This window comes from Pseudomonas sp. VS40, assembly GCF_018587885.1.
GTDB classification, from domain to species: Bacteria; Pseudomonadota; Gammaproteobacteria; order Pseudomonadales; family Pseudomonadaceae; genus Aquipseudomonas; species Aquipseudomonas pergaminensis.
Window position 1 is genome coordinate 568,090 of the sequence record NZ_JAGYWD010000002.1, and the last position, 16,948, is coordinate 585,037.

13 protein-coding genes and 1 pseudogene are annotated in these 16,948 nt (G+C 62.4%); 1 reads left to right on the forward strand and 13 read right to left on the reverse strand.

Translation table 11 applies throughout. The features are described from left to right. Window positions 1-81 precede the first annotated feature (81 nt). The 13 genes and pseudogenes from KHP07_RS07615 to KHP07_RS07670 all read right to left on the reverse strand — a co-directional run bounded on the left by KHP07_RS07615 (window position 82) and on the right by KHP07_RS07670 (window position 15,899). On the reverse strand, window positions 82-333 hold the full coding sequence (locus KHP07_RS07615) for a DUF2934 domain-containing protein (RefSeq protein ID WP_078048625.1): 252 nt from the start codon (window positions 331-333) through the stop codon (window positions 82-84). 23 nt (window positions 334-356) lie between these two features. Beyond that, a complete protein-coding gene (locus KHP07_RS07620; RefSeq protein ID WP_214496928.1) occupies window positions 357-3,107 on the reverse strand; it encodes a malto-oligosyltrehalose synthase in 2,751 nt (916 codons plus the stop codon). Further along, the gene (malQ, locus tag KHP07_RS07625; RefSeq protein WP_100490571.1) at window positions 3,104-5,188 is read right to left on the reverse strand and encodes a 4-alpha-glucanotransferase; all 2,085 of its coding nucleotides are present in this window, start codon (window positions 5,186-5,188) and stop codon (window positions 3,104-3,106) included. Before malQ ends, KHP07_RS07620 begins: the two co-directional genes overlap by 4 nt. Next, on the reverse strand, window positions 5,185-6,930 hold the full coding sequence (gene treZ, locus KHP07_RS07630) for a malto-oligosyltrehalose trehalohydrolase (RefSeq protein ID WP_078048622.1): 1,746 nt from the start codon (window positions 6,928-6,930) through the stop codon (window positions 5,185-5,187). Before treZ ends, malQ begins: the two co-directional genes overlap by 4 nt. A gap of 20 nt (window positions 6,931-6,950) precedes the next feature. Continuing rightward, complete coding sequence (glgA, locus tag KHP07_RS07635) at window positions 6,951-8,504, reverse strand: glycogen synthase GlgA (protein WP_078048621.1); 1,554 nt, start codon at window positions 8,502-8,504, stop codon at window positions 6,951-6,953. 697 nt (window positions 8,505-9,201) lie between these two features. Next, the gene (locus tag KHP07_RS07640; protein ID WP_214496929.1) at window positions 9,202-10,155 is read right to left on the reverse strand and encodes a D-2-hydroxyacid dehydrogenase family protein; all 954 of its coding nucleotides are present in this window, start codon (window positions 10,153-10,155) and stop codon (window positions 9,202-9,204) included. Window positions 10,156-10,181: 26 nt separating this feature from the next. Next, window positions 10,182-11,183: an alpha/beta fold hydrolase gene (locus tag KHP07_RS07645; RefSeq protein WP_214496930.1), complete on the reverse strand. Its 1,002-nt coding sequence runs from the start codon at window positions 11,181-11,183 to the stop codon at window positions 10,182-10,184. Between the two features lie 46 nt (window positions 11,184-11,229). Continuing rightward, window positions 11,230-11,673, reverse strand: a complete 444-nt coding sequence (locus tag KHP07_RS07650; RefSeq protein WP_214496931.1) for a YqaA family protein — start codon at window positions 11,671-11,673, stop codon at window positions 11,230-11,232. Continuing rightward, window positions 11,670-12,116 carry a DUF411 domain-containing protein gene (locus tag KHP07_RS07655; protein WP_214496932.1) on the reverse strand — a complete coding sequence of 149 codons (447 nt, stop codon included), beginning with the start codon at window positions 12,114-12,116 and terminating at the stop codon, window positions 11,670-11,672. Before KHP07_RS07655 ends, KHP07_RS07650 begins: the two co-directional genes overlap by 4 nt. Before the next feature lie 109 nt (window positions 12,117-12,225). After that, entirely contained in the window at window positions 12,226-12,684 is a 459-nt protein-coding gene (locus KHP07_RS07660; protein WP_078048616.1) for an SRPBCC family protein, read from the reverse strand. Window positions 12,685-12,774: 90 nt separating this feature from the next. Then, complete coding sequence (locus tag KHP07_RS29845) at window positions 12,775-13,620, reverse strand: methyl-accepting chemotaxis protein (protein ID WP_370737448.1); 846 nt, start codon at window positions 13,618-13,620, stop codon at window positions 12,775-12,777. Window positions 13,621-13,635: 15 nt separating this feature from the next. Continuing rightward, window positions 13,636-14,769 (reverse strand): annotated as a pseudogene (locus KHP07_RS29850) (cache domain-containing protein); the annotation flags it as partial. Between the two features lie 134 nt (window positions 14,770-14,903). After that, a complete protein-coding gene (locus tag KHP07_RS07670) occupies window positions 14,904-15,899 on the reverse strand; it encodes an aldo/keto reductase (protein WP_214496933.1) in 996 nt (331 codons plus the stop codon). A 119-nt stretch (window positions 15,900-16,018) separates the two neighbouring features. Between KHP07_RS07670 and KHP07_RS07675 the strand changes: the two genes are divergently transcribed. Then, window positions 16,019-16,936, forward strand: a complete 918-nt coding sequence (locus KHP07_RS07675; protein ID WP_078048613.1) for a LysR family transcriptional regulator — start codon at window positions 16,019-16,021, stop codon at window positions 16,934-16,936. Window positions 16,937-16,948: the final 12 nt, after the last annotated feature.

A 16,948-nucleotide genomic window follows, 5' to 3' on the forward strand; every position in this document is an offset into this window, starting at 1 on the left:
AAAACCCAATAGGAGCCGGCTTGCCGGCGATAGCGATCTTGAGAGCGCCATCGCTGGCAAGCCAGCGCCTGAACAGGGCGGTCAGCTGGCGGGCTTGCGCGGTGCTGCCTTGGGTTTTTTAGGCGGCGGTGGCGGGGCGGCCTTGGGTTTGGCTGCCGCCTTGGGCGCGGCTTTAGGCTTGGCCGCGGCCTTGGGTTTGCTTGGCGTCAGCGCTTCGGCTTCGGCCAGTTTGCGCGCCATTTCCCAGTGTCGCGCGTCCTCGCCGTGGGGTTTACCTTCAGACTCCCAGATCTGATGCGCCAGTTCGCGAATGCGTTTGTCTTCAGTACTCATCACAATGCTCCTCACAGAAAATTTCAGCTTTCTTGATCATCAGGATTGATAAAGACATTGACCGGGAAATCCCCCAGGGCAGTGCTGATCAACAGCTCCTTGTCTGGTGTGACTGCGCCTGTATGAAAAAGTCCCTTCCAGTTTTGAGTTGTCGCGGCGAACGGTAATTTCACCCGTGTATCGCCCCAAACCTGCGCATTGATCTGTGGATACACACCGTTTTCAAGCAGGGGGTGCGACCAGCGCGGTACCACCACCAGCAAGCGTTTACCCTGATGTTCGCGACAGAACGCGACCACCCGTTCGGCGTGTGTGCCGACCACTTCCAGCGGCGTGTAGGTGCCGCTGCGGAACAGCTCAGGGTGGGCTTTGCGCAAGGCCAGTGCCTGAGCGATCAGCGCCTGCTTGATGCGCCCGTCACGCCAGTTGAACAGCAGTTCGCCGATATCCGGTGGGGTGTCCAGTGCCTGTTGCCGTGCGTTGAAATCCACCGGGCGACGGTTGTCCGGGTCCACGAGACTGAAGTCCCAGAACTCATCGCCCTGGTACAGGTCCGGCACACCCGGCACGGTGATGCGAAGCAAGGTTTGCGCCAGGCCGTTGAGGGCACCGGCCGGGGCAATCGACTGGGCGGCGTCGCCGATGGCACTGCGCAGTGGCTGGCCTTCGTCGCTGAGCAATAGCCGCGACAGGAAGGCTTCGACACCTTGCTCATACGCGTCGTTGGGCGCGCTCCAACTGCTCTGCAATTTGGCCTCGCGCAGGGCCTTTTGCTGCCACTGCCACAGGCGTTGCTGATAGCCGTCGAAGTCAGCGCCCTGTTCCAGCGGCCAACTGCCGAGCAAGACCTGGTAGAGGATCAATTCATCGCCTGCCGACGGTGTATTGGCCTCCACCCGCAACGGCGCGGCGAGGGTGCGCCAATGGTTCACCTGCTCGGCGTACCAGGGCGCGCGCTCACTCAGCACGGCCAGGCGCGCACGCGTATCTTCACCGCGCTTGTGGTCGTGGGTGGCGGTGGCCAGCAGGTTGTCGGGGAAGGTCTGCAGGCGGTGTTGGTTGATCGCATGAAACTCGGCCAACGGGGCGCTGAACTGTTCGGTGCTGAAGCCCACATCATTGCGCGACAGCAATACCGCTGAGCGATAGAACGCGGTGTCTTCCACCGCCTTGGCGGCAGCAGGCGAGGTCAGTTGCTGGAAGCGCACGCAGGCGTGCTTGAGGATCTTGCGCTCGCGGCCCACCGGGCGGTTGCGCCAAGGCTGGCCGCCGAGCCATTTTTCCAGGTGTTCGAGCACCGGCCAGTCGCCTTCGCCAAGGGTAGTGCGTGCGCCGTCCATGGCCTGCTGGAACACCTTGTCGTCGGCAGTACTGCGACCGCGCGCGCTGATATAGGTGCGGTACACCGGGAAGTGCACGATCAGTTCCTGCAAGGCCCGGCGGATGGCGCCGAGGGTCAGGTCGCGGGTCATCACGTCGTCGCGGGCCACTTGCAGCAGGGCCTGGGCCACGCTTTCAAAGTCGCCGCCGAGGGAGCCGTTGAGGATCTGCTGGCGTGCCAGTCGTGCTTCCTCGATAAACGCCGAAGGCCGCTCGCTGTGACGGGTCCACAACTCGGCCAAGGGCTCGAAGCCTTCCGGGTGATGTTGCAGCAGCGAGAGCTGGTCCATGAATTCGTAGCCGGTGGTGCCGTCCACTTGCCAGTCTTCACGCAGGGTTTCGCCTTCGCCGAGGATCTTCTCGACAAAGATCGGCAAATGCCGCTCCGGCGACAGCGAATCCACGCGGCGGCGCAGCTTGCGGCAGTAACCGCGCGGGTCGGCCAGGCCGTCGATATGGTCGATGCGCAGGCCGTCCACCAGGCCTTCGCTGATCAGTTCGAAAATCTTGCCATGGGTGGCTTCAAACACTGCCGTGCGCTCGACGCGCAGGCCACCGAGTTCGTTGACATCAAAGAAGCGCCGCCAGTTGATATCGTCCGCCGCCGTGCGCCAGCTGGCCAGGCGATAGGCCTGCTGCTCCAGCAACTGATGCAGGCGGTTGAAGCCTTCCGGCTGGCGCCCGTCGAACGCGCTCAACCGCGCCTTGATCGCGGGTAACACTTCGGTGGCGCGTTCCGCCAGCGCTTGCTTGAGCCAGGCCGCCTCATGGTAGGCGTCGTCCTGGTAGGCGAGGGCACTGAAGCGCTCGGCCAGGGGTTTAAGCAGCTCATCGCTGCCGAGGATCGCCGCGTAGTCCTTGGGACAGATCGGGAAACGGTGTTCGTAATGCTCAACGTAGAACGTGCCATGGGCGGCATCGAACTGCAGGGTCAGGGTGCCGGTCTGCAGGGCTTCGCCATAGTCACTGCCGAGGAACGGCATCAACAGTTGGCCCTTGAGCAGCGGGTCGGGCGAATGCCACTGGATATCGAAGAACTCGCTGTAGGGACTCAGGCGCCCCCATTCCAGCAGGTCCAGCCACCAGGGGTTGTCGGCACCGCCGACGGCCATATGGTTGGAGACGATATCGAGGATCAGGCCCATCTCGTGTTCACGCAGCGCGGCGACCAGGCGGCGCAGGGCCGGCTCGCCGCCGAGTTCCGGGTTGACGCTGGTGGGGTCGACCACATCGTAGCCGTGCATGGAGCCGGCACGGGCGCTGAGCAGCGGCGAGGCATACAGGTGACTGATGCCTAACCGGGCGAAATACGGCACCAGGGGCACCGCGTCATCGAGGGTAAAACCTTTATGGAATTGCAGGCGCTGGGTAGCGCGCAGGGGCAGTGCTTTCATCGGTCACGCTCATAGGCTTGGTTGCGCGCGACGGCCAACAGCTCGAGGCGGCGGGCGGCACCGGCATTGTCGAGCAGGCTAGAGGCCTCACCCGCCAGGCGACGGCGCCAATTAGGATGGGTGTCGGTGGTGCCAGGCAGGTTGGCCTGCTCTTCGATGCCAAGGGCGTCCTCCAGCGGCAGCAGCACCAGGGGGGCGCGGGTGTGGCCGAGGTAGCGCACGCTGGCGTCGATCATATGGTCGGTTTCATTGCGGATTTCTTCGACGAAGTTCTGCGGGTCCTGGCTCAAGGCCTGGCGCAGGGCCTGGCGCTCGCGCAAACGGTGTTCGCTCCATTGCTCCACGGTGGGCGCATCAATCAGGCCGAGCTGGATATTCCAGTCGATGTCACGGCTGTGCCACCAGCCGTTGAGCGTCGGCAGGTCGTGGGTGCTGGTGGTGGCCAGGGCGTTGTCGGGCCAGTCGAGAATCGGCCGGAATTGGCCGTCGTGGTTTTGCTCGAACAACAGCACGCGCATGCCCAGGATCGAGCGCGCGATGAGTTTTTCGCGCAGGCCATCCGGCACCGTGCCCAAGTCTTCACCAAGCACGATGGCCTGGTGGCGGTGCGACTCCAGCGCCAGCAGGCGCAGCAGGTCGTCTACCGGGTAATACAGGTAGGCGCCTTCCTTGGGCGAGGCGTCCATGGGAATCACCCACAGGCGTTGCAGGCCCATTACGTGGTCAATGCGCAGGCCGCCGGCATGGGCGAAGTTGGCGCGCAGCATCTCGATAAAGGCGCGAAAGCCATGGCGCTTGAGGCCTTCGGGGGAGAACGCGGAAATGCCCCAGCCCTGGCCGGCGCGGTTGAGAATGTCCGGCGGGGCGCCCACGGTCAGGTCCGCGAGCAGTTCATCCTGGCGGCTCCAGGCCTGGCTGCCGCCACCGTCGGCACCCACGGCCAGGTCGGCGATCAGGCCGACGCCCATGCCGCTGCCACGCGCGGCTTGTTGCGCGCGCTCAAGGCAGCGCGCGATCAGCCATTGGCTGAAGGCGAAGAAGCCGATTTCATCGCGATTGTCTTCGGCGAACTGCGCCAGCGCCGGGCTCTGCGGAGTGCGCCAGGCTTCAGGCCAGTGGCGCCAGTCGAGGTCTTCACCTGCCGCGGCGCGGGCCGCTTGCACAGCTTCGAAGCGGCAGTGGTTTTCCAGGGCTTCACCGCCGGCCTGGCGGAAACTCTGGAAGTCGGCGTGTTGCGGGTGGTGGCCGTGGCGGAAGTCTTCATACAGCGCACGCAGCAGGCGCTGCTTGGCCTTGGCCGCAGTGGGCCAGTCAATCAGGGTGTGTTGCTCCAAGTCGTGCAACTCGTCGGCGAGCCCTGTTGCCTCGATGGCATTACGCACTTCGCGCTCACCGAGGATGCAGCCCGGCGAGGCGTACAAGCTGTTGAGGAACAACCGGCTGGAGGGCGAATACGGGCTGTAGCGCCCGGTGTCGGCGCTGAACATCGCGTGCATCGGGCTGATCGCCAACGCATCGGCGCCACGCTCGGCCGCCGAACGGGCCAGGTGCTCCAGGGCCAGGGTGTCGCCGAAGCCACCATCGCCTAGGCGACGCAGGCTGTACAGTTGGGCGCTGAGGCCCCAGGCACGGGCGGGTTGGGTATCGACGGCTTCTGCCACGCTGTAGCAGTGGGTCGGAGCAACGGCCAGGGTAAAGCTCTGGTCGGCAATGTGGACCTGGTGATAGCCCAGGGCAATGACACCGGGCATGACGGCGTCGCCATCGAGCCGCAGTTCCAGGGTGTCGCCGTCTTCGAGGCTGACCCGGCACGGGGTGTCCGGTTCGAAATAGCGGGCCAGGTCCAGGCCTTCGCCACTGTCGATGGTCAGCAGGGGCGGCAGGTGTTTGTCTTGTTGCACCCGCTCCAGGTCGAGCAGGCTGGCGTCGATCTCGGCATCGGTGTCGGCCGGGTGGCCCAGGCCTTTGAGAACGGCGCGCAAGGCGTCGGGTTTCACACGTTGCGGGCGGCCGTTTGCGTCGATCCAATCGACGGCCAGGCCCGCTCGGCTGGCGAGGATTTCCAGGTTCGCTTCGCTCAAGGGTGCTCTCCAACAGGGGATAGGGTGACACGTGCGCTGTACGGCGGCAGGTGTGCGCCGGCATCGGCAGGCGTTTGAAAAAGAACCGGCGCTGTAGCCGGGTGATCCAGGGGCGCGTCGCTCAGGTTGAGGTCGATCTGCAACACGCTGCCATTGCCCAGGCGCCAACGGGCGCAAACGGCACCCTCAGCCAACACCTCGGCGCCCAAGGCCATGCTGCCAGGCAAATGGGGCACGAGGTGGCGATGGCGCAGGCTCAGTAGCTGGCGGTAGAGTTGGGTGTGTTCGTTTGCGTCAAAACTGGGCGTTGTCTGCACAAAGGTTGGCAGGGCATTGGGATCGGGGATGCGCTCGCGTCGCTCCGGGTCCTGGAATGCCGCGAAATCCTTGAACTCATTGCGTCGGCCTTCGCGCACCGCTTCTGCCAGTTCGCCATGGTGGTCGGTGAAAAACAGGAACGGCTGCGCAGCGTTGACTTCATCGCCCATGAACATCAGCGGGATCATTGGCGACAGCAGCAGCAGGGCAGTCGCCGCCTTGAGCGCTTGCGGCGAGCAGAGTTGATGCAGGCGCTCGCCCAGGGCGCGGTTGCCGATTTGATCGTGGTTTTGCAGGAACGCCACGAAGGCGGTCGGGGGCAAGTAGCCGCTGGGTTCGCCACGCTCATGGCCATGCCGAGTGGTGTGCCCCTGGTAGATAAAGCCTTCGCCCAGGCAGCGGGCCAATTTGGCGGTAGGCGCTTCGGCGAAATCGCTGTAATACGCGTCGGTTTCGCCGGTCAGCAGCACATGCAGGACGTTGTGGAAGTCGTCATTCCATTGCGCGTCGAAATCGTGCTGCAGGAGGCTGGCCTGGTTGAGCTCGTTTTCCAGCATCAGCCAGACGTGGCGACCCGTGTCCACTTGTTCGCGAACGCGGTGCGCCAGCTCCTTGAGGAAGTCCGGGTTGTCGATGGCGTGTACGGCGTCCAGGCGCAGGCCGTCGAAGCGGTATTCGAGCAACCACATCAGCGCGTTATCGAGGAAAAAGTCCCGCACTTCACGCCGATCGAAATCGATACCCGCGCCCCATGGCGTGTGCACGTCTTCCTGGAAGAAGCCCTTGGCGTACTGGCCCAGGTAATTGCCGTCGGGCCCGAAGTGGTTGTAGACCACGTCGAGGATCACCGCCATGCCATGTTCGTGGGCGCTGTCGATCAGGTGCTTGAGCTGTTCGGGCGTGCCGTAGGAGGATTGGGGGGCGTAGGGCAAGACCCCGTCATAACCCCAGTTGCGATCGCCGGGGAATTGCGCCAACGGCATGAACTCAATCGCGGTAATCCCGAGCTCGGCCAGGCGTGGCAGGTGTTTTTCGATTTCGGCGTAACCGCCCATGGCGCCGACGTGCAGTTCATAGATGACGGCTTCGTGCCAGGGACGCCCCTGCCAATTGCTGTGGCGCCATTGATAGGCGAGAGGATCGACCACCAGGCTCCAACCGTGTACATCCGCGGCCTGGGCCCTGGAGGCAGGGTCGGGTACATCCATTTCCCCATCGATATTGAAGCGGTAGCGCGTGCCCGCCGGGCACGCTATTTCAGTTTCAAACCAGCCATCTGCCTGGGGCAGCATGGCGACGGACTTGCCGTTTTCCAATTCAACGCTGACATAAAACGCGTCTGGCGCCCACAAGGCAAAACGCGTGTGTTGCGCGTCCAACATGATTGCGCCGTGGGGCCAGGTTTCCAGAGTCCGTAACGGCATCTACAAAAACCTCCCTTTGATTATTTAGCGGATTTCCCCAGTGCTTTAGCCACCAGTTGCTCATACAGTTCGGCGTAGGGTTCCACCGCCTGGCTCCAGTTGAAAGGCTGTGTCATTGCCCGGCAGCGCATGGCGTTGAGCAAGCCAGGGAAGGCAAACACCTTGAACGCGCGGCTCAAGGCTTCTTTGTAACTGTCGACCGTGGATTCATTGAACAGAAAACCCGTTACACCGTTTTCGATAGTGTCAGCCAGGCCGCCGGTGTTGCGTGCCACAGGCAGCGAGCCGAAGCGCTGGGCGTACATCTGGCTCAGGCCGCAGGGCTCGTAGCGCGACGGCATCAGCAGGAAGTCGCTGCCGGCGAACATGCGACGTGCGTCGGTCTCGTTGAAGCCGATGCGCACACCAATCTGGCCCGGAAAGCGCAGCGCCAATTCACGCATGGCGTTTTCTTCTTCCGGCTCGCCGCGACCGATGATCGCGATCTGGCCGCCTTGCTCGACGATAAAGCTGGCCACGGCTTCGGTGAGGTCCAGGCCTTTCTGGAACACCAGGCGCGAGACCACCGCGAACAGCGGGCCCGTCGAGTCGTGCAGGCCGAACAGGTTGCGCACCTGCGCGGCGTTCACGGCCTTGCCTTCCCAGTCGCCAATATTGAAGTTGTGCGTCAGGTGCGGGTCGGTCGAGGTTTCCCAACTGTCTTCAATGCCGTTGGGAATGCCGCTGAGCAAGCCTTGCTGGGTCTTGCTGGCCAAAAAGCCGTCCAGGCCGCAGCCGAATTCGGGGGTGGTGATTTCCTGGGCGTAAGTGGCGCTCACCGTGGTGATATGGCTGGAGTACGCCATGCCCGCCTTGAGGAACGACATCTTGCCGTAGAACTCCATGCCTTCCTGTTGCAGGGCGTGGGGTGGAATGCCCAGCTCCGGCGTCGACGCCAGGCTGACCACGCCTTGATACGCCAGGTTGTGGATGGTGAACAAGGTTGGGGTGCGTGACCCGCGCCAGTGCATATAGGCCGGGGCCAGGCCAGCGGGCCAGTCGTGGGCGTGCACCAGGTCCGGGCACCAGTGGATCTGTGCGAGGTTGGCGGCCATGTCGGCGGCGGCCAGGCCCAGGCGGGCGAAGCGGATATGGTTGTCCGGCCAGTCGCGACCGTTGTTGGCACCGTACGGAGTGCCTTCGCGCTCATAGAGCTCGGGGCAGATCAGCACATAGATGACCAGGCCGTCCTTGAGGTCCATGCGCCCGATCTTGCACGGCGGCAGCGCGGCGTGGCCACCCAGTTCACCGATGATATGGATCGGGTTGTCGCTCTCCATCACCTGCGGGTAACCCGGGATCAGCACCCGTACGTCGTGCAGGTGGGCCATGGCGCGGGGCAGGGCCGCGGACACATCGCCCAGGCCGCCGGTTTTCACCAGGTCGGCAAATTCCGAGGTCACGAACAGGACTTTCTTGCGATTAGGATTCTGACTCACGATCGGCCGCACAGTGGTGGGCAGGTCGGCCAACAGAGGCCCCCCTACCGGTTGACTGACACGCTCTCCCTGAATATCTACAGCGGCACTGATCATAGTTCTCTCCCACATGTTGGTCGGCTAATGGCCCGCTGCCATTAGCTCCGATGACCGCATCCTGCGGCCAGGCGCACAAGCACTGTACAAACTGGCAAGGCGTATGCCAGTTGCACGGTAAGCCTAAAAAGATTGGATGGACGGGCATCGAGGTGTGAACCACGTGCGCTCGCCTTACCTTAAAACTGGACCTACGGCAGAGTTCGAAAGTTTCGATTTTTTGCGGGGTTTTTGTTTTGGAACGGACCCATCGGTCCTGAGTCTAGGACAGATCCTAGAGCCTGTAGGGTTTTCAGGGTTTTTTTGTAGGACAAAATACTTTTAACAAAAATAGGTCTGGTTATTAGGCGGCGGCGATGGTCGGAGATTTACGGGGAGAGCCGGATTGTTGTAGTGAACGGGCGCTCTGTGGTGAGCGGGCTTGCTGTGGTGAGCGGGCTTGCCCCGCGCTGGAGTGCGAAGCGCTCCCAAATGGGCTATGGCAGTGCACCAAGTAAATCTCGGTTGTCTGGTTTGGGGCTGCTTCGCAGCCCATTGCGGGGCAAGCCCGCTCACCACAGCAAGCCCGCTCACCACAGCAATCCCGCTCACCACAGCAAGCCCGCTCACCACAGCAAGCGCGCTCACCACGGACAACAAGCTGGGTCAGTCTGGCGTGTCCGTGCGCCCGGAAGTGGTCTTGCCCTTTATTGGTGCGTCAGCCGAGCACCCGAATGGGCGCGCCGTTAGCCCAGGCCTGAATGTCTTCAATCATTTGCGAATAGAACTGCCGGTAGTTCTCTTCGCTTACATAGCCGACATGCGGGGTGGCCAGTACATTCGGCAGGCGGCGAAACGGATGATCCGCAGGCAGCGGCTCTTCGGCATACACGTCGAGTGCCGCCCCAGCCAAGCGACCGCTTTCCAGCGCCTGCACCAGCGCCTGCTCATCCACGATGGGGCCACGTGCGGTGTTGACCAAGCGAGCGCTCGGTTTCATCCAGCCCAACGCCTGGGCATCCACCAACCCACGGCTGCGGTCGCTAAGCACCAGGTGCACGGTGAGGATGTCTGCCTGTTCGAACAGTGCTTGCTTGCTGACCCAGGTTACGCCGGACTCGGCCGCGCGTTCCGGCGTGAGGTTTTCACTCCAGGCAATCACCTGCATGCCAAACGCTTGGGCGAATTGCGCGACTTTCTGGCCAATGCTGCCCAGACCAAGAATTCCCAGGGTCTTGCCATGCAGATCACCGCCGAGGCCCACCTGCCAGTGACCGGCACGCAAGGAATTGGCTTCCTCCACCAGGTTGCGGGTGGAGGCCATGATCAACGCCCAGGTCAGTTCCGGCGCGGCGTGTTTATAGCTGTCGGTGCCGCACACCTGAATGCCCAGGGCTTTGGCGGCGGGAATATCAATCGCGGCGTTGCGCATGCCGCCCGTCACCAGCAGCTTGAGCTTGGGCAGCCCTTGCAGAAGGGCCTTGTCGAAGGTGGAGCGTTCGCGCATCACGCAAATCACCTCGAACCCCTGCAAACGCTTGATCATCGTGACGGTATCCGCCGGGTAGTCGTGCAGGAAGTGCACCTGGCCCACCGCCTCAAGGACTGACCAATCCACCACGCCTCTGGCCACATTCTGCCAATCATCAATGACTGCAATCTGTACCGACATTCACGAGTGCCTCGAAAAAGGTTGGATTAAAGGGCGTTCAACCCCTGCAACAGCGCTTTATGAAACTGTTCCGGCTCTTCCATCTGCGGCGCATGCCCCAGGCCCGGGAATTCCACTAGCGTCGCATGAGGGATCAACCGGGCCACCTGCTTGCCCAGCACGGCATAGTCGCCGAGCTTGGCCTTGACCGCCGGCGGCGCGACATCCTTGCCGATGGCGGTGTTATCGGCGGTGCCGATCAGCAGCAGCGTAGGCATTTGGAGGTGCTTGAATTCGTAGTACACCGGCTGGGTGAAGATCATGTCGTAAATCAACGCTGAGTTCCATGCGACTCGCGTATGCCCCGGGCCGTTGCTCAGGCCGGCGTACATGTCTACCCAACGCTCGTATTCGGGCTTCCAGCGCCCGACGTAATAGGTAGTGAGTTGGTACTTGCGAATGCCCTCGGCGCTGACTTTCAACTCGCGCTCATACCACTGGTCGACGGTCAGCGCGGGCACGCCCAAGGCTTTCCAGTCTTCCAGGCCGATGGGGTTGACCATCGCCAGTTGTTCGGTTTGCTCCGGGTACATCAGGGCGTAGCGAGTAGCGAGCATGCCGCCGGTGGAATGGCCGAGCAGGGTGGCCTTTTGAATGCCGAGCCTTTCCAGCAGTTGGTGGGTGTTGTTCGCCAATTGCTGGAAGCTGTATTGATAGTGGTCGGGTTTGCTGGAGGTGCAGAAGCCGATCTGGTCCGGCGCGATCACCCGGTAACCGGCGTCGCTGAGGGCCTTGATCGCGCCTTCCCAGGTTGCACCGCAGAAGTTCTTGCCGTGCATCAGCACCACGCTGCGGCCGTTGGGCGTGCCTTTTGCCGGTACGTCCATGTAGCCCATTTGCAGGGATTTGCCTTGGGATTGAAACGCGAAATGCTTGAGCGGGTAGGGGTATTCAAAGCCTTGCAGTTCGGGACCGTAGGTCGCTGCAAACACCGGCGAGGCAGTGGCCGTGAGCAGGCCGGCGATACAAAAAGCGCGGATTAGAGGCATTGGCGAGGGCTCCGAGAAGGGTCGCTCGGATGCTGTTGCGAGGGGATTAAGTGCGGATTAACACCCACTGCAAGGTCACGGCCGCCAGCACGCCATAGCGCAGGCTTTTGGCCAGGGTCACCAGCAGCAGGAACCGCCACAGCGGCTCGCGCATCACTCCGGCCACCAGCGTCAGCGGGTCGCCGATGATCGGCACCCAGCTGAGCAACAACGTCCAATGCCCCCAGCGCTGGTAATGGTTACGAGCTTTTTCCAACTGCCGATCGTTGACTGGAAACCAGCGTCGATCCTTGAAGTGTTCAACCCAGCGCCCCAGCCACCAGTTCACCACCGAACCCAGCACGTTGCCGAGTGTCGCAACGCCCAGCAGCAGCCACAGGCTGTAATGCCCGCTGAGCAGCAGGCCGATCAGCACCGCTTCCGATTGCAGCGGCAACAAGGTCGCGGCGCCAAACGCCGCGAAGAACAGCCCCAGGTAGCCTGCGATCATTGCGCCGGGTATTCGGCCACCACGACATCCTTGCCTTCGCGGGTCAGGCCGATGACTTGATAGGCCTCACTGCGACCCTCGACTTCCATGCCTGGCGAGCCCATGGGCATGCCCGGTGCGGCGACGCCCAGCAGGTCGTCACGTTTGCGCAAGGCCAGCACCTGTTCGGCGGGCACATGGCCTTCGACGAATTTGCCATCGATCACGGCGGTGTGGCACGAGCCCAGGCGTGGCGCCACGCCCAGGCGTTGCTTGACGGCGCTCATGTCGGCTTCCACGTGGTCATTGACCTTGAAACCGTTGCTTTGCAGGTGGCTGATCCACTTTTTGCAGCAGCCGCAGTTGGCATCACGGTGCACGTCGATAGGGATCAACTCGGCGGCTTGCGCCAGGGAGGTGGTGAACAGGGCTGACAGCAGGACCAGGCGCAATGTGGTTTTCATAGGATCTCGCGTGCGGGAGGGGGCCGTTGGGATGGCGGCGATCATGACGACGTCATCGCAGGCAAGCCAGCTCCCACAGGTCAGCGGGTGGCGCGGTAATGTTTCAAGATTATACGAAGGGCGGGTTTTCCAGGCGGTGCTTGAGCTGGCCGAGGGCAATCGCCGACAGTTCGATCATGCGTTCATGCAAGGTGGCCAGTTGCAGCTCGGTTTCATAGGTCAACACGCGCTTGAACAGCGTGCCGCCCTGATGGGGCAACAGGAAGTAGTGAATCGAGCCGTCGACGGCCAGGGAGGTGAACACGGTCTTGAACTCGCCGGGGCGTCGGGCGATTTGTACGCGGTAACTCATGGGGACACGCACACCGAGCAGGTCGATGAACTCGGTAAAACGTGCGCCTGCCGGGAGTGAGCCAGTGGTGCCGGTGTCGGCGCTGAGGGAGGTGGGGTGCCATTCGTGCCAGCGATCCGGCTGGGTCACGTAGTCGTAAACGGCGTCGATAGGGGCTTGGATAAAGCGTTCCTGACTGATCCGCTCCAAGCGGACCGATTGCTCGGCTGCGCGCATGGCACACCTCCTGTGTGGCAGTTCTAAGCACTTCGAACTGTCAGAATAGTCCCACTCCCGCACATTGCACGGGAGTGTTTCAGCCGTTTATCAACGCACCTTGAATCGACCCATCAAGGCAATTACCCGGCCATTCGCATCCAGCAGGCTTTGGGTATTGGTTTCAGTGGCGTGGCCGCTCTGTACCAGCTCTTCGACCATTTGTCGGATCTGCACCATGCTGCGGTTGATCTCCTCGGTCACCGCGCTCTGTTGCTCGGCGGCCGTGGCGATCTGGGTACTGAGGTTGTTGATATGGCTGACGGAGCCGGCCATCTCATCCAGCCCGGTGTTCACCCGCGCCGTGGCATCCGCCGCCGACTGGCAACTGGCCTGGGTGTTTTCCATGGCCGCGACCGAAGAGCTGACCCCGGCGGTCAGGCGTGTCAGCATCTCGTTGATCTGCGAGGTGCTGGCCTGGGTGCGTGCCGCAAGCGCGCGGACTTCATCGGCAACCACCGCAAACCCACGGCCTTGCTCGCCGGCACGCGCGGCTTCGATCGCGGCGTTGAGGGCCAGCAGGTTGGTCTGGCCGGCAATCGCGCCGATCACGCCGAGGGTTTCGGTGATGCGCGCCGCGTCCTGGCGCATGTTTTCCACGCTGTGGGTGGCGCTCGACACTTCGCCGATCAAGGCACTGACGCTATTGGACGCTTCGCCCACGACCACGCGGGAACGGTCGGCGTGCTCATTGGCGCGCTGGGTGAACGCGGCGGTTTCAGCGGCGTTTTGCGCCACGGTGTCGGCGGTGGAGCTCATTTCGGTGATGGCGGTAACCGTCTGATCGGTCTCCGAAGCATGCCGTACCAGGATCTGGTTGGTGTGCGCCGAGGTGCGTTGCAGTTGCTCAAGGCTCGACGACATGGCACCGGTGGCTTGGGTGACTTCGCCGATCATGTTCTGCAGGTAGACGATAAAACGGTTGACCGAGTGACCAATAGCGCCTAGTTCGTCTTCGGCGCGGATGGTGATGCGTCGAGTCAGGTCGGCATCGCCGGCCGACAGCGCGTCGATATTGGTTTTCAGCGACTTCATGCGCTGCACCAGTTGGCGGATCGCATACACCGCGAGCAGCACCAGCAGCAACACCATCGGGATTTGCAGCAAGGCCAGGGTGCCGAGCACGTCATCGCGCTGGGCGGTGATCAGCGAGGTGGGCAGGGCAGTGGCGAGGAACCACGGCGTGCCTTCGATGGGGCGCATGTAGAAGGTGCTGGCCACACCCAGGTTGTCGAACTCACTGCGTTGCAGCGCCTGGTCGCGGTGGGCCAGGGCTTTGCTGACCTGGCCGGCGAACGCCGAGCTGCCAGTGAGTTCGCTGATGTTCTTCAACACCACCGGGCCGCTGATGCGCGAGCTGTTGCTGATGATTTTGCCGTCACCTTCGACGATCAGCATTTGCCCGCCGATGTCTTTTTCTTTGCTGGCCACCAGGTCATTAAAGAAGCCCAGGGTCACGTCGATGGTGGCGACACCATAGGGCACGCCGTCGCGCTGGATGGCCATGGCGCAGTTAGTGCGTGGCTCCTGGCTGGCGTCGTCCTTGTAGGCGGCGGCCCAGGCGCATTGACCGCGCGGTGAGGCGAGGCCGCCCTTGTACCAGCTCTGGTCGTAATAGTTGGGTGCAGGGTCGCTGTTCCAGAAGGTATTAACCGCCAGCTTGCCCGACGCGTCACGGTGCCAGAACGTGCTGTGCTTGTTGCGCCCCGGTGTGCGCTGGTTGGGCAGCGGCCAAATCCCGCCACCGAAGACTTTCAGTTCGCCATATTGATCGACCAGGCCCGGCAGGACTTTGTCGATGGCATCGCTGTCGAGCAAGGGGATGGTCTGGGTGATGGTGCGTTGCTGGGACTGAACCTTGTTCAGTTCGCCCTGGATCTGTTCGGCCACTTCGGCGATGCGGTTGAGCACCACCTGTTCTTCGGTGTGGCGCAGCGTGGGGGCGACCAACTGGCCGATACCCACCACCGTCAACACAAATAACACCAGGACGAACAGCACCAGGAACAGGGTATAGCGGGCTTGGATGGAGCGCAGTGGAGGCATGGGGTCGTCCTTACGAAGCGTTTATTATCGACGCGGCTTTTTTAGAGCTTCGTAGGGCTATCGGCTTGAGCAAGCGGAGCTTTAGGTACGTTCGTACAAGAAAAAAGAGCGCCGGGTGAGGGCGCTCTGTTGACTCAGATATCCAGCATGGCCATCACCGCCTCGGGGTAGCGCAGGCCGGCGGTGGCCTCGGCCGGGAAGATCGCCTCCAGTGCCGCCAACTCAGCCGGGCTGAGGTGGATCGATAGCGCCGCCACGTTTTCTTCCAGGTATTTGCGCTGCTTGGTACCCGGGATCGGAATGATGAAGTCGCCTTGCGCCAGCACCCAGGCCAGCGCCAGTTGCCCGGCACTCACGCCTTTGTCGGCTGCCAGCGCTTGCACCTGCTTCACCAACGCCAGGTTCTTGTCGAAGTTTTCGCCCTGGAAGCGCGGGCTGAAGCGCCGGTAGTCGTCGGCTCCGAAATCGTCTGGGCTTTTCAGCGCGCCGGTCAGGAAGCCACGGCCCAGCGGGCTGTAGGGCACAAAGGAGATGCCCAGGCGCTGGCAGGTGGCGAGGCAGCCGTTGTGTTCCTGGTCGCGGCTCCACAGGGAGTACTCGCTTTGCAGGGCGCTGATCGGGTGCACCCGATGGGCACGCTCCAGAGTGGCGGCGGAGGCTTCGCTGAGGCCCAGGTAACGCACTTTACCCTGGTGCACCAACTCGGCCATGGCGCCAACGGTTTCTTCGATAGCGACCTGCGGGTCGATACGGTGCTGGTAGTAAAGGTCCAGGGTCTCTACCCCCAGGCGGCGCAGGGTGCCGTCGATGGCGTTGCGGATGTATTCAGGGCGACCGTTTACGCCACGCAAGGCAGGGTTGACCGGGTCGCGCACGATACCGAACTTGCTCGCCAGGAACACCTGGTCACGTTTGCCGGCGATGGCTTGGCCGATCAGTTGTTCGTTGGTGTGCGGGCCATAAATATCGGCGGTGTCGAGGAAGTTGACGCCCAGCTCCAGCGCGCGGTGCAAGGTGGCGATGGCCTCGCGGGTGTCGCTGCCGGGCGTATAGAAATCGCTCATGCCCATGCAGCCGAGGCCGATGGCTGAGACGCGTGGACCGTGTGTGCCGAGTTGACGAGTGTGCATGGGTTCAGCTCCTGGAGTGGGAAGGCCTTCATTGTCACGCTCGACACAATCGAGATAAACCAGCTAAAAGCAGTATTACTGTTCGTATTTTCTAAATAATCCAACTGAGGAAATCGCCCTTGGACCGTTTCAACGCGATGCGCGTGTTCACACGGATCGTCGAGTTGCGTGGCTTTGCCAAAGCCGCTGACAGCCTGCAACTGCCGCGCGCCTCGGTGACGGTGTTGATCAAGCAATTGGAAGCGCACCTGGGCGTGCAACTGTTGCAGCGCACCACGCGGCAAGTCAGCCCGACACTGGATGGCGCAGCGTACTACCAGCGCTGTGTGCAATTACTGTCGGACCTTGAGGAAACCGAGGCGGTGTTTTCTACGCAACGCCAGAACCCGCGTGGCACCTTGAGCATTGATATGCCCTCGGGCATCGGGCGCTTGATCGTGATTCCGGCCTTGCCGACATTCACGGCGCGTTACCCCCAGATTGATTTAGAGATCAGCCTGAATGATCGCACGGTAGACCTGATTCGCGAGGGTGTGGACTGTGTGCTGCGCGGCGGTCAGGCACTCGATGAGTCGCTGGTAGCCCGGCCATTGGCGATGATGAACCAGGTGACCCTGGCCAGCCGTGATTACCTCGAACGCTTCGGCGTGCCCGAAACGCTGGACGACCTGGCTGGCCATCGGATGGTCGAGTATGTCTCCCGTACCAGCGGCAAACGCTTTGGCCTGGAGTTCCAGGTGGGTAGTGAATTGCGCGAGATAAACCTGGAGAAGGTAATCGCGGTCAGCAGCTCCGACGGTTATTTCGCCGCGTGTGAAGCCGGCTATGGCTTGATTCAGGCGCCGTACTATCACGCCACGCGGCAACTGGCCCAAGGCACGTTGGTGGAAGTGCTGCCACGTCTTGCACCTCCCGCCATGGCGCTCACTGCGTTGTACCCACCCCATCGCCAACTGTCCCAGCGGGTGCGGGTGTTTATCGATTGGCTGGTGGAGGTTTGCACCCATCCAGACAGCCCATTGCAACGCCAGACGTGAGTCTGGCGCGCA